Raw genomic sequence first — 12,709 nt, forward strand, 5'->3', positions numbered from 1 at the left:
TCAGTAAACTCCATAGATACATGGGAAATTAATACTCGTCACGGTTATTGTTGATCCGTTTATTTCTATTTTTCTACTTCTATCTTCCCATCCTGCGAGCGACATTACAGCACCTTGAGTTAAAGGAAAAACAAAAATGTCTCCACTTTTTGCAGTAGCTGTATCGATGATCACAGATGCAGTAAAATTTTCTAATGCATCAGAGTTGATCACCCCAAGTATGCGTGTCAATCTGTCTGTCACATCCAATATAATGGCACCAGTATTTTCATCAAAACATTGAAATCCATAAGGCATATCACCACCATCCATCACGCATAATTAATGTGCCATTTGGTGCATATACTTCACGCTTAGCCCCTGTTTGCACTGTCTTGGCTCCGTCTGTGGAAGTAGATGTCCAAGTCCCAAAATTAGCAGTTAATGCATTCAAACTCGTCGCATTAATTTTAGTCGCATCAACTGACCCAATTACCGCGTCATTAAGATAAAGCCCAGCAGGTATCACCGTGCCATTTGGTAAAGTGGTTGAGGTAGTGTTATAAACAAAAGCATATTTCCCCGTATTGCCACTACCCGAAGGCGGTGCGATTGCAAACCGATTGGCACGTATTAAAAACTCGCTCGAAGTTGAACTTGAAGCCAAGCCAAACCCGCTGATCAAACCATTGACATCAGTTTTAATCGTATACTGAGCATTAAGCCCATTGATTGATTGCTGTTGAGTTTGAATTGTTGCTGTATTGCCATCTATAGTGGTTTGCAGCGTATCAGTCTTAGTAACCAATGCACTGTTAGCATCTGCGACAGCCTTGATCTGGCTTTTGTAAATAGCGTCATTGTCATTGATTTGAGCAACCACTTGATCAGTTCGTATCGACTGCGCAATATCACTTTCAATACGCGCCGACATTTCTGACCAGACACCCGCATATTGCGTGCTGCTACCTGCCATATCTGTAGTTGATCCAGCCATAGGTGGATTGACTTGGGCGTAAACACCATCAATTTTAGTTGTATTCGCGCTAATCAAGCTGCCTTGTTGCTGAACTGTTGATTTAACCTCATTTAAAGCGCCAGTGGTGGCTTTTCCATTTAGATCGACAACAACTGCATCAATACGTGTGCCCAGCGCGCTATCTGCATTCGTTCTTGCAGTGACTTCGGATTGAATTGCTGCAGTGTTTTCACCCGTTTTTGTAACCACTGTATCGATACGTGTAGATAATGCACTATCAGCACCTGCTCTAGCTGTTGCCTCTTGCTGAATAGCTGCCGTATTGCTACCAGCACTCGCGCTCACAGTATCAATACGTGATGAAAGATTACTATCCGCTGCTTGACGTTCAGTTTTTTCAGTACTGATTGCAGTGGCTCTTTGGTTTGCTTCGTTTGCGATAGCGTTAATGCGATCAGTAATCTCTTTGGAGATTGCAGTCTTATTGATATCGATTTGATCAATATTTTGTCGCAAATCTTGATCCAATTGATCTTCAGTAATCTGCCCAGACAAAGCATCCAAAATATCATTAACTTGTGCTGTAGAAGTACCACTTGTCCAACCTGACCATGCACCTACGTTACCTATTTTATCCACCAAACGGCCGCGGTAGTAAAGCGTGACATTCGCAGCTAAACCTTGCTGTTGGAGTGATGTGGTTGGATAAGCATAAAAGCCCAATTGAGTCGCATTAGTTCCATTTGATGAGGTAGACACTTGGATTTCAGTGTATGCAGTATCACTAGCCCCTTTTGCAGGAAAACCCCAATCTACTTTCATGCCAAACATAGTCCCAGTTGCGCGAATAAAGGCCAATTGGGGTGGTGTTCCAGTCTTGCCCGACAATGTGGTTAAAACAGAGGACGTCGGTAAAGATGAAATATCAAACGCTGAAATAGCAGTTACACGCGCTTGATAATTGCCTGAATAAATCCCTGCAACTTCAACACTTGTATTACCTGTGAGTGGCATACGAATCCAAGTACCATCATCTTTTTTCCATTCAACAAGGTACTTAACCGCAAATTCAGCTTTATCCCATTGAATCACCATCGTAGCAACGTTGATGCCCTGCTGTACTTGGTCGTAAGTTGAAAATGTTACGTTCTTTGGTGCGGCCTGAGTGGTTGGATTAATGATCGAAACTGGAGCTTCTTGAATATGAGCACCGCTATCGATTGCATCGTATTTCTGTGCATTGTATTCAAGCGCAGTAATTGAGAATTGATGTTCTTCATCTTGAGTAATAGTCATCACACGAAATTTGCGTGTCGCCAATTCAGATGAATCTATCGTCCAAGCATTTTGTGCTGCGATTAAATTAGAAGCGAAAGCTGTTTGAACTGTAACTTTATTGCCTGAAACAGTTGAAATAATATTCGTTACAGATTGACCACTTTCACTATTGATATAGATTTTATCTCCTGCATTTGCAATAACTTCACGATCTAAAGTCAGAGTCTTTCTATCACTTGAGATTGTAGAAATACGACCACCGATGAAGCGACCTGCATAATCATTGTCGGCAACCGAAATAACTTTACCTGGTACGGGAATGTTTCCATCTAGACCTACTTTAAAGCTTACAGTTTGAGTTTCATATTGCTCAGAACGTATTGCCCAGAGTCCTGCTCGTTGAGCTTGACCACGTGACGTACAACCCCATGCAGCGATTTCAACAATCTTCACACCATGCTTAGCAATTGCATTTTCATCACGCACGATTTCATATTCGGTTTTGAAGCGGTTGTCTGGATTCGACCAAGCCACCTTTGCCACTGTATGTCGATCACGCGCACGTGTGCCAGAATATTCAAAAGTGCCATTTATGACGTTTGCGTTTGTGTAATTGAAATAGACGTCTTGCGGAATATCTGCATCACAAACAATGCTGTCACCATCCCAATATGAGATTGCGCGAAATACGCCTGCCAACTTGCTGAAAATTGAATAAGCATCTTCTGCCGATTGAATGTAAACATTACACGTGAAACGTGGTTCAAGACCGCCTGCCCCATCACTTACGAAGCCATCACAATATTGTGCCAAGCGATACAAGCTTGCTTTATCAAGCATATCATCTGTAATGCGTTCACCTAGTCCATAGCGTTTTTGTGTACATAGATCGTAATAAATCCATGCTGGATTATTCGAGTAAGAACGCTTAAATGACCCATCCCAAATGCCTGAGTAAGTGCGTGCGATTGGATCATAGTTTGTAGGTACACGAACTTTAATACCTTTTGCACGCACAGCAACTTTTGCCACGCTTGAGAAGTTTTCAGCGTCATATTGAAGCCCAAGTAGTGCTGTATTTGGGTAACGAAATTTCGCATCAATTACTTCTGCATACGAAGCCACATACATTGAATCACTTACGTAATCTGACTGTGCGGGCGGTGTTAAACGACGAACGCGAATGTTCCAACCGCTTGTCGCTTTTGGCAAGTCAATACGATGAGAACGTTCATAATTCGACGATGTTTTATCGCTAATCTGGGTATCAATCATCGTAACGTATGCACCTCCATCTGTTGAAATGTCGATCGCATATTTAATTGTTACGCCTGTCACATCACCATTACTGGCATTTGTTGTTCGCAATGCCCCAAAGCGCAAACGTACACGCGCAGCATTAATAACTGTGTTTGAGATCGAACGTACCCATGCATTGGTTTTGAGTTCAACATTAACATCAGTATCATTAGAAACTTCTGGAAAACCTTCCATGTAGGTTTGATCATTTGTGCCTGTGCGGAAATCCCAAGTCACACCTAAAAAGTTGTCGCCTCCATTGCTGTCCAAAATTGGCGTATCATCCAGAAAGATAGATTTTGCGCCATCTGCCAACCCTTCAATCTCACCTTCCGACATACCATATTGGAGTTTAATGTAGGTTTTGGATTGCGCTGAATCCTCTGCAACGACTGGTGTTCTGGTATTACTGCTTCCACTTTTTGCACCTTTCACTACTGCATTCATAGTAAATTCCAAGCAATAAAAAAAGGCGCTAAATGCGCCTTGTAAGTTTTATGATTAAAGTTGGTCTTCTGGGTACTGGCCACCATTTAAGACAAATCCGCCGATTTCAAATTCCCCATACAGAATCGGAACTGGATTCCCTTGCGCTACGGTTGTGACGGCCGAGCCAAAACCGTAGTTTGATTTATTGCCGTCACTGTTCGCATCATCAGTTTGGGTTTTTGGCATCAGCATTTGAGCAACACCACCGACCATCATACCCATACCTGCGCCGATGAGTGCTTGTCCCACAGGTGCAGCCCAACCGTAAGATAAGCCAGTTATCACAACTCCAACGACCACCATCACAGCGCCTAAAACAGTCTGTAAAACGCCATTTCCCCCCGCACCCTCGACAATCGGAATAATGCGAATCAGCTCCGAACCTGTACTCATATCCACTTCTTTTTCTGAAATTGTGCGTTTGTTGCCAATGAATACAGCAAAACGTAAACCTTTTTTGTGAGCGTTCAGCATGAAGTGCTCCAAGCCTTGAATTTGCACCGCAAGCAGTCGCATGGCTTCTTTCACGGAACTCACTTCTAAACGCCACTCTTTGCCGAATTTTTCACGTAGAACACCATGAAAGCGGATTGTTTTATAAGCCATGGTTGCGATCCTTATGTCTTAAAATCTTAACTGTGCGTTCTTGCCAATTGTGGCCATAGATTTCGCGTTTTGAGCTTTGGTTATACGGATGATGTAAAATTAAAGTGTTGCCAATCGCCTGTTCGGCTTTCTCGGATTTAAATTCCCACTTGTCACCCAGCCAAATAACAGCATGATTAGGATGTTCAGTCCGCCCAACTTTACAAACAAGCATATCGCCATATTGTGGTGAATCGACTTCATAGAATCCTGCTTTTTCGTAATTTTCGAGATATAGCGATTTATTGTTTTTCGATTCCCACCATAAATCCGAGCGTTCAAAATCAGGCAAAATAATATTTAATTCTCGCCCGTAAAAGTCACGAACCAATGAGTAGCAATCTTGCCAACCATGATGATAGTTTCGACCAATTAATGGTGCTTTGTATCCGCATGGCTCATAAGCTTGAATCTCAATATCAGGGTAAGCACATATAATCCATGTTTTGCCGTGTAACTCGATTTGGTGTTTATCCAGTGGTGAAGCCGTTGCTGTACCATCTGGGTGAGAATGCACATAAGCCTGAATCTCGCCACGATCTTCTAAACGCGCTAATTCCAATGGTGAAATTTCAAAGTGATTTTGTGCGTCATCTGACACGTTTTCACATTGAATAAACTCACCAGCAATGACGACACCGCACATCTCGAAAGGATAATGCTCTGCTGACGCCTTAACAATTTGCTTCTTCAATTTTGCTGCTAATTTCATAGAACCCCTCAATCTTTCCACACTTATCACATTTATGCTGGATTTGTGGTGGGCATGAAGTCAAAACCAGACCTGTTGGCTTGTATGTGCCGCCACACAAGCAATACTTGATATTCATATATCCTCACTGAAACAAATTTGATGCAGGGAAACCGCCAAAATTTGCTTCGTTGTTACGCAATTGGCAGGCCTCAAGATCACCGCGACACTTATCTTGACTTGGGTCATCGGTCGCCACATTTTTGTCTGTGAAGTATTGTAAGCCCATGTATTGGCACTCTTCACCGCGATAATTACCTCGCATACACCAATCACAGTAGCCAGTGATATTACGAACAGGGATTTGCAAGCCTTCAAAATCGATCGGATTTGATAATTCAAATGTGACTTGTTGAGCGTTTTCGGATGTCTTTTGCTCGATGTACCAAATCTGTGTTTTTTGTTGGCTTGGGTCTGCTGATGTATTGCCAGCACTAAAGTTTTCAGCATCCAGATATTTAGCAAGTGTTCGGATAACTTTGATTTTCACACCTACAAAATCTTCAAAGCGCAAACAATACGCAGATACAGCACCTTGAACACCTGCGATGTTATTCCCCATGGTTAATGTTGGCATTGAAGCCTTGCCTGTGCTATTCATCTCCAAACCATCAACTTGTAGTGCCATTGGCTCGTAAGTTTGACCGTCAAAGATGATATTTCTCATCCAAACCTTTTCAGTGCCATTTGCAAATACTTTGCCGGCATATTCAGTTGATGCGCCTGCAAAATCCACCTGACTGCCCGCTAATTCATAAATGCGCTGCCAATCTTGGAAAGATATATGACCATGAAAACGTAATATGCCTGCACCCAAATGACTTGCATCTAATTCAAATAATGTGATCAAGCCATCGACATAAAGCTTTTGAAAATCACTGTTCAGGCTCATTATTCACACCCTTTAGTAGATCAATTTCAGCTTTTAGCACCCGAACTGCACCCACTAAATCAGCGATAATTGCACGATCATCCACACCCCAATATTCACCCTCTGAATTTGGAGGTATTGCATAAGCATGATCGATATCATCCACTTGTTGAGCCATGAACCCTCTTTTGGGTTGAGATGAAGCATCAGGATTCGTGCTCATTCCTACTTTTAGTGTGTAATTCCAAATTTCTAATTTTTCGAGACGTTCAAGACATTCCTTTTCGTCAACAATTGAAACTTTATCTTTGATCCGCTCATCAGAAGTCGCTAAAGCCAGTGTTCCAGATGCTCGTGGGAAATAGACATTTATACGACCAGTGTTAGATTCAGCTTTGTCTCTATAAGTGATATAAAAAGAAGTCCCAGAAGATGATTCTAAAGTTGTAGAGTTACCAATTACAGAGGCATCAACAGTGTCAGGTGCGCTAAGTCTGAGTCCAGCATAACTCCCTTTTATTGTGGGCATAACATTGAAAGTTTGCGCAGCAGCCCATGTGTTCGCTGATGCTAACCGAGGTGGGGTAGGCAACGTGGTGGATCCAGCAGATCCAGCCAAAGAATCATAAATCTCAGTAAAATTCGCATTAACTTTTGTGTTTGCACTTCGGTTTGTATCGCCATCCGTTCCGCTTGGTGCTGTGCCCAAATTGATTGATTGTTTAGCCATTTCTTTCTCGCATAAAAAAAGCACCCGAAGGTGCTGTGTATATTTAGATGGTTTAAGGGTAAAAGACTTGGGTGAATGTAGTTGAGATTCGCCAGACATCACCTCCAACGCAACTTGGAGTATAAGAAGTATCGGTTTTTACACGTACTTCACCATCCAAAGGCGAATTCCAGAGAAATGAATCTGCACCTTTATGATCATCAAAAAATGCCTTAATCGCTTGAATCTCGGCTTTTAATGCAGTTCTTTGGTAAACCCACTCACCCTTTCGATTGTTGATGCCGACCGAGATGTTTTGTTCATAACCATCGCCAAACTTTGAATTCAACACATTAAAGTTTTGGGTTCCCGAGTTGCCATCTAAGTCGCTGCACCATTCAAATTTTCGGTTGCTCATCTTTTTCAATCTCTTTGATTGCATCTGCAATAGATTTAAGTGAAACAAGCTTAGGAGGATTTGGATTAGGAAATGTCTGCAACTCTCCTAAATGACATGCAAAATATTCATCTTTATTGGTTTTTTTATATTTGCTTACATACCAATAACTATAAAAGATTGGATCATAGTGAGTCATTTCAACGACTTTCATAGAAAAAATGTGTTTAGGTATTTTGGCCATTATTGACTTAGCTTTTTGAATGCCACCAACCTGATGAATGATCGAATAGGCACAAGTATGTTTTTGACTATTTACTAATAATCCACCCTGTCGCTGTTCCTTATATATAACACTTCGTACGACATCGCCAATTTCCTGACCAAGTTGCTGTTGATTACTTTTTTTAATTTTTCTGCGGAATAACAATCCAAAACTCAAAACAAAAATAAAAGCCAAAGTGAAGTTTTGAAGTTGATCAGATGTAATAAATATTGAGCAAGCCATATAAAGAATAACTACTAAGACAATCATGCCCAAAGCAATAAGATTATTTTCCATGAATTTTTTCCAAAAAAAACCCACTTAAAAAGTGGGTTCTGTGTTTAAATTAATCACTTCGAGAGCAATCCACCCTGCCGTTGTTCTTGTCGAATGACTGTTCTGACAGTACTATTTTTTTTGACGTTGAAGTAACTCAAAAATCAAATCAAAATCAGTTTTGATTTTATCTCCAAACTTTTCAATAGCCTCAGGAGGTGCTGACTTAAATGTTGAGAGTTCCACCTCCCTCAAGTATTCTTCAAACTCCTGGGCATCAATAACACCTTTTTCCACCATAAAGCGAATTAATGAAACCAACACAATATCGTTGATCTCTAGTTTTCTCGAAGCCTCGCTAGGATTAATTTCATCACTCATATTTACCTTCCTTTAATTGCATTACTTAATGGGTAACCTTGGCGCAGGTTTCGCTGAATACCTCGATCTACACCCGCATCAATTTTTTGATCCATTATCTTACCAATTGTCACCATCAAATCACCATCCGAATTAGTTGAAGTCTCAACTTTTTCAGAACCATAATTATTGATGATTACTTTTGGCTCCTTTCTCTCCAAACTACCGCCTGAGTTAATGGCATTCAATGTATCCACGCCGACTCGTTTAGTAGCAGCGGCATTCAATACATATTCCTGACCATGAACCACACCCGCAACATCACCACGACCCATATCGCCTGTGTAGCCGCCAGTGGCAAAACCACTTAAAGCAACACCTTGAATAGCTGACATAAGGTCATTGGTTTGCACAACCACCGCTGCTGCTGCTGCCATCTTGCCCCAAATAGTTGTATTACTTGGGTCATTCCAAGCAGCCATAACAGCGCCCTTCGCATTAAGCAAAGCACTTGCTAATACGAAAGCCTTTTGTGAAGCAAACGCAATCTTATAGGCTGTACTCGACTTGGCACCGAAGTTATCAAGTAGCGAACCCATCATTCCAAACATTGCACTATAGCCAGCAAGAGTGGCTGCATTATTTTGATCTTCTAGATCTTTGTCTTCCTTGGAATATTGCTCGCTTAAAGCTTGTCTAGCTGCTAAATACTGCTCAAAAAGCGCCAACCGCTCACTATACTTTTGCTGATCACTTAAGTATTCATTGTTATTAATTGAATTGATGCCATTGCTTAAGTTGTCACCTATTTGCGAGTATCCGCTTTGTTGCTGAGCATTTAAATCAAATCTGGATTGAAGAAGTGGACTTAGGTTTGATTTTGAAATTGCATTAATACGAGCAGCTTCTAAATCCCCACTTAAAGCTTGAATAGTTACCCATGCTTCATCCCTTTTTCTTTGCTCATTCTTTTTAAACTCAGCTAAGTCGTAGTCATAATGAGCTTTTAAGGCTTTCAAGCGTGAACTTTTTTCCTCCTCTGTATACTCTCTGCTTGCTTTAATTTTTAAAGCGTCTATACGAGCTTGAGCTGTAAGCTTTTCCTGTTCATTCATCTTGAAAGAATAAAGATCATAAGCTAACTGAGCATCACTAATAAGCTTGGCATCATTAGCCTTCTGGATTGCCACAGACACAAACTGAGTCATTCCATACTTTTGAAGGCGTTCAATTTCTTTCTGTAAATCCATTTCAATCTGTATAGACTTATCAGAATATTCATATTGAATCTTAAGTTGCTCTTCTCTTATTTTTTCAAGTTCCTGTGCATGTTTTTTAGAGGCTTCAGCCACCTTTTTGGCAGCATTCTCTGCATCTTTTGCTTCTTTTGCGTTAGTTTTAAGGCCGTTGTTGGTTTTGTCTATTGCACCGCTTGTGTCGTAGTACAGTTGACCAAGTTTATCAAGTTTAGGAACTGATGCATCGAGTACATCATTCATAGACTTCATAGAGCCTTTAATGGTTGCTACTGAATCATTTACAGTATCACTGGCGATAGACCAACCATTTTTGAAGCCATTGACCAATGCTTGTCCTTTAGCAACAACACCGTCAGCAGTCATTACGTTTGCGTAAGTAGCACCAACATTTGCCGCCTGCTCTACAAACCCTTGGATTAGTCGAATTACAACTTGGATTGCGCTTGCTAAACCAATAATTCCAACTGCTACGCCTTTGGCTATAGTTCCTACTGACTGAATGACTGAACCAAATTGCCCACCATCCTCGGCACCTTGTAGAAAACTACTTAGCAATGAGTTTAAAACAGGCATCATTTGTGATGCTAATTGTGTCTTAAATCCTTCAAAACGTGTTTGAACAGACTTTGTTTGAGCTGCAAGAAGTCTAGACTGTTCAATTGCTTCTTTGCTTTTGATAATGCCCGCTTCTGTTAAGGCTTCACCATAGCGATCAAGTAAAGCCCCGCCATTTTCGAACAATGGAAGTAAATTGCCTAAATCATTGCCTAGGCTTTCAAACACAAATCTCTGTTCTTGAGCAGATGCCCCAACACTATCAAGTTTATCCTTCATTAATTGAAGTGCTTCAACACCGTCCTTTCCTTGCAAAGTCTTCGCAAATTTTTGAATCTCAACATCGGTCATTTTGGTATTATTTTTTAAAGCATCAAAGAAGTCTGCTGCTTCACCGCCACCGCCACTAGCTGTAAATTCGCCTAGCTTTTCTTGAGCATCTGCTAAAGATTGCGCCAAGCCATCTTGCGACATCCCCAATTGTTCAGCAGCATGAGAAAGGATTTGGAAGTTCTGAGTGCTGGTGTTTGCACGATTTGCCAACACTATCATTTCAGCATCAGCTTTTGCTGTTTGGATTGCCAAAGCAGAAAGTCCCACAAATGCAACTGCCGCACCACCAACTGCTAAACCTGCAAGTCCTGCAGTAGCGACACCTACACTCCCACTTAATGCTGTCACCTTTTGAGTGACATCGCCAATAACAGATCCAATGCGAGTGTTACCTAAGGATGAGTTAATCTGCTCCTTGAATTTCGAGAATAAATCAGTAGTTTTCCCTGTTTCTTGACCTACATTCTTAATTGATTTTGCGGTCTTATCGCCTTGTTTTTCAGCATTACACAGAGATTTATCTAAAGCATCAACTTCTTTTTTCCCATCTTTGGCGTCGACCACAATAACCAAGCGACTTACAGATTCAGGCATTTCATTCTCCAAATTCTAGGCAATAAAAAACCCTGCATTTGCAGGGTTCTTAATACGACAACTATTTATTGCACTTGTTTAATAACATTAGTTAAGCTTTTTGCAGCTGGAGTTACTTTGTCGCCTTCAATTAAGTAGCCCTCTCTTGCTCCATCACTCAAAGTTGTGACCTTAAACTTAACATTCTTTGAGTTTAATATTTTATTAGCTACAGATAGTGGAACTATAAAACTATTAGTGCTTGTATTGTATGCACCATTATTTCTAAATTTTGTCATCTTCCCTAAAGTTTCATGTTCGGAAATAACACCATCGATATTCAGATAGAGTTTATTTAAATTTGTAGTAGCATTGTTAAATTCAACATCAAAAGCTACATACCCCTTTTCGGAAGCAACCCAATGAGCTCCAAATGAGACGCCTTTTAAATTCCAACCTTCTTTAACATATGCAGGCATTGTTTGGCTTGAGATTGTCTGATTTCCATCAAAATCACTTGTTACGACCTTAGCCACACTCATTTTGTCCACTTGAGCTTGTGTGCATCCGCCCAATAAAATCGTCAAACCTAAAAAAACTATCTTTTTCATCATATTGCCTTATTTAGAAATCATAGCGAAAACAACTAATAACAACCATCCAAATGCTAATACTCTCTCAATGTTTGTATATTTTTTTGAAGAGTGAACCAAACAAAAAGAAATGGGAAAACAAGGATTCCTATCCATAAAAGTATAGAACCTAAAATTCCTCTTTGTCCTTTAGGAGACTGTTCCTGATTTAATAGGTAATTTGGCTCTTGATCTACCTTTCTCGACTTTTTATAGGGACTGTGCGTTGTGTAGGAAAGACCTGTGCCGGGTAGTCCCGCTGTAGTTCGAACACCTTTTTTCCCTACACTGACTCTAGCTCCATTTTTTCCAACTGAAACACTACCAACACCTTTATGCGTTATATTTAGTTTCACACCAGGCATTATTTTTATACTCTTCCTGAAATTAAATCCCATTTCACTCTACCTTGAACAAACTTTCTTAGATGCACTGATTGAGCCATCATTGCAAACAAATTTGCTCCCTTGGCAATGACTAATCCCGCCCTTCTTCCCTGAACATGGCTGCCTACCTTTACCAGCTTCTGCTGTAGAAATTGTTAGCAATCCAACCATTAAAGCTAAAATAATCTCTTTCATAAAAATACCCCTATTAAAGGGGTAATTTAGCAAATTGAACAATATATGTCACATCTAAGAAAATAGATTGATATGACTAGCTCAAAATCAGTAATTAATATTGTGTTGATTAAGTAGATTATATAAACGTATTAATTCTTTTTTTGATTCAAGCAAATCATCTTGATATTTTAGAGTCCTGTTTTGAAGATCTTTATACTCATTTAACAGCTCTAAATGCTTAATTTGAACGCCAGTAATTGCCTTATTCTCACACTCCTCTACTGAATGAATACCTCTATCCATCAATTCCAGCATGGCATGATTAATCGAAACATTTTTCTGTTCTGCGAACTCAACAATTTCTTCATAGAATGGCAATGGAATACGTATTTGCGTACGCTTCCAGTCATCCTGATTCTGTGTACGTGTTTTCTCAGACATTAGAGGGGCTCAAAATAAACATTGACACTAGATTAGTATCAATATAAATTTATGT

The 12,709-nt window shown here is 40.3% G+C and carries 13 protein-coding genes; all 13 read right to left on the minus strand.

Annotation, left to right across the window (positions count from 1 at the left end; genetic code table 11):
* The 13 genes from IAE19_RS03060 to IAE19_RS03120 all read right to left on the minus strand — a co-directional run bounded on the left by IAE19_RS03060 (position 1) and on the right by IAE19_RS03120 (position 12,654).
* Positions 1-312 (minus strand): hypothetical protein, encoded by a 312-nt coding sequence (locus IAE19_RS03060; RefSeq protein ID WP_200459472.1) that lies wholly within the window; start codon positions 310-312, stop codon positions 1-3.
* On the minus strand, positions 299-3,982 hold the full coding sequence (locus IAE19_RS03065; RefSeq protein WP_200459473.1) for a host specificity protein J: 3,684 nt from the start codon (positions 3,980-3,982) through the stop codon (positions 299-301). The genes IAE19_RS03060 and IAE19_RS03065 overlap by 14 nt, the downstream gene beginning before the upstream one ends.
* 54 nt (positions 3,983-4,036) lie before the next feature.
* Complete coding sequence (locus IAE19_RS03070; protein WP_200459474.1) at positions 4,037-4,630, minus strand: tail assembly protein; 594 nt, start codon at positions 4,628-4,630, stop codon at positions 4,037-4,039.
* Positions 4,620-5,381, minus strand: a complete 762-nt coding sequence (locus tag IAE19_RS03075) for a C40 family peptidase (RefSeq protein WP_200459475.1) — start codon at positions 5,379-5,381, stop codon at positions 4,620-4,622. Before IAE19_RS03075 ends, IAE19_RS03070 begins: the two co-directional genes overlap by 11 nt.
* Before the next feature lie 124 nt (positions 5,382-5,505).
* The gene (locus tag IAE19_RS03080) at positions 5,506-6,312 is read right to left on the minus strand and encodes a phage minor tail protein L (protein ID WP_200459476.1); all 807 of its coding nucleotides are present in this window, start codon (positions 6,310-6,312) and stop codon (positions 5,506-5,508) included.
* Positions 6,296-7,021, minus strand: coding sequence for a tail fiber domain-containing protein (locus tag IAE19_RS03085; RefSeq protein WP_200459477.1), 726 nt, complete (start codon positions 7,019-7,021; stop codon positions 6,296-6,298). Before IAE19_RS03085 ends, IAE19_RS03080 begins: the two co-directional genes overlap by 17 nt.
* Before the next feature lie 52 nt (positions 7,022-7,073).
* A complete protein-coding gene (locus IAE19_RS03090) occupies positions 7,074-7,418 on the minus strand; it encodes a phage tail protein (RefSeq protein ID WP_200459478.1) in 345 nt (114 codons plus the stop codon).
* Positions 7,399-7,959 (minus strand): hypothetical protein, encoded by a 561-nt coding sequence (locus tag IAE19_RS03095; protein ID WP_200459479.1) that lies wholly within the window; start codon positions 7,957-7,959, stop codon positions 7,399-7,401. The genes IAE19_RS03090 and IAE19_RS03095 overlap by 20 nt, the downstream gene beginning before the upstream one ends.
* 111 nt (positions 7,960-8,070) lie before the next feature.
* Positions 8,071-8,319 (minus strand): hypothetical protein, encoded by a 249-nt coding sequence (locus tag IAE19_RS03100; protein WP_200459480.1) that lies wholly within the window; start codon positions 8,317-8,319, stop codon positions 8,071-8,073.
* Between the two features lie 2 nt (positions 8,320-8,321).
* Complete coding sequence (locus IAE19_RS03105; RefSeq protein WP_227612182.1) at positions 8,322-11,039, minus strand: hypothetical protein; 2,718 nt, start codon at positions 11,037-11,039, stop codon at positions 8,322-8,324.
* Between the two features lie 65 nt (positions 11,040-11,104).
* Positions 11,105-11,629, minus strand: coding sequence for a hypothetical protein (locus tag IAE19_RS03110; RefSeq protein WP_200459481.1), 525 nt, complete (start codon positions 11,627-11,629; stop codon positions 11,105-11,107).
* A gap of 56 nt (positions 11,630-11,685) precedes the next feature.
* Entirely contained in the window at positions 11,686-12,048 is a 363-nt protein-coding gene (locus tag IAE19_RS03115) for a DUF4236 domain-containing protein (protein WP_200459482.1), read from the minus strand.
* 270 nt (positions 12,049-12,318) lie between these two features.
* Positions 12,319-12,654 (minus strand): hypothetical protein, encoded by a 336-nt coding sequence (locus IAE19_RS03120; protein WP_200459483.1) that lies wholly within the window; start codon positions 12,652-12,654, stop codon positions 12,319-12,321.
* Between the last annotated feature and the right edge of the window lie 55 nt (positions 12,655-12,709).

The organism is Acinetobacter sp. S40, from assembly GCF_016624705.1.
Lineage (GTDB): Bacteria > Pseudomonadota > Gammaproteobacteria > Pseudomonadales > Moraxellaceae > Acinetobacter.

Bases quoted from the DNA above. Each gene is read 5' to 3' on its own strand.
- IAE19_RS03060 (WP_200459472.1), bottom strand. From the start codon at position 312: ATGGATGGTGGTGATATGCCTTATGGATTTCAATGTTTTGATGAAAAT.
- IAE19_RS03065 (WP_200459473.1), bottom strand. From the start codon at position 3,982: ATGAATGCAGTAGTGAAAGGTGCAAAAAGTGGAAGCAGTAATACCAGA.
- IAE19_RS03070 (WP_200459474.1), bottom strand. From the start codon at position 4,630: ATGGCTTATAAAACAATCCGCTTTCATGGTGTTCTACGTGAAAAATTC.
- IAE19_RS03075 (WP_200459475.1), bottom strand. From the start codon at position 5,381: ATGAAATTAGCAGCAAAATTGAAGAAGCAAATTGTTAAGGCGTCAGCA.
- IAE19_RS03080 (WP_200459476.1), bottom strand. From the start codon at position 6,312: ATGAGCCTGAACAGTGATTTTCAAAAGCTTTATGTCGATGGCTTGATC.
- IAE19_RS03085 (WP_200459477.1), bottom strand. From the start codon at position 7,021: ATGGCTAAACAATCAATCAATTTGGGCACAGCACCAAGCGGAACGGAT.
- IAE19_RS03090 (WP_200459478.1), bottom strand. From the start codon at position 7,418: ATGAGCAACCGAAAATTTGAATGGTGCAGCGACTTAGATGGCAACTCG.
- IAE19_RS03095 (WP_200459479.1), bottom strand. From the start codon at position 7,959: ATGGAAAATAATCTTATTGCTTTGGGCATGATTGTCTTAGTAGTTATT.
- IAE19_RS03100 (WP_200459480.1), bottom strand. From the start codon at position 8,319: ATGAGTGATGAAATTAATCCTAGCGAGGCTTCGAGAAAACTAGAGATC.
- IAE19_RS03105 (WP_227612182.1), bottom strand. From the start codon at position 11,039: ATGCCTGAATCTGTAAGTCGCTTGGTTATTGTGGTCGACGCCAAAGAT.
- IAE19_RS03110 (WP_200459481.1), bottom strand. From the start codon at position 11,629: ATGAAAAAGATAGTTTTTTTAGGTTTGACGATTTTATTGGGCGGATGC.
- IAE19_RS03115 (WP_200459482.1), bottom strand. From the start codon at position 12,048: ATGGGATTTAATTTCAGGAAGAGTATAAAAATAATGCCTGGTGTGAAA.
- IAE19_RS03120 (WP_200459483.1), bottom strand. From the start codon at position 12,654: ATGTCTGAGAAAACACGTACACAGAATCAGGATGACTGGAAGCGTACG.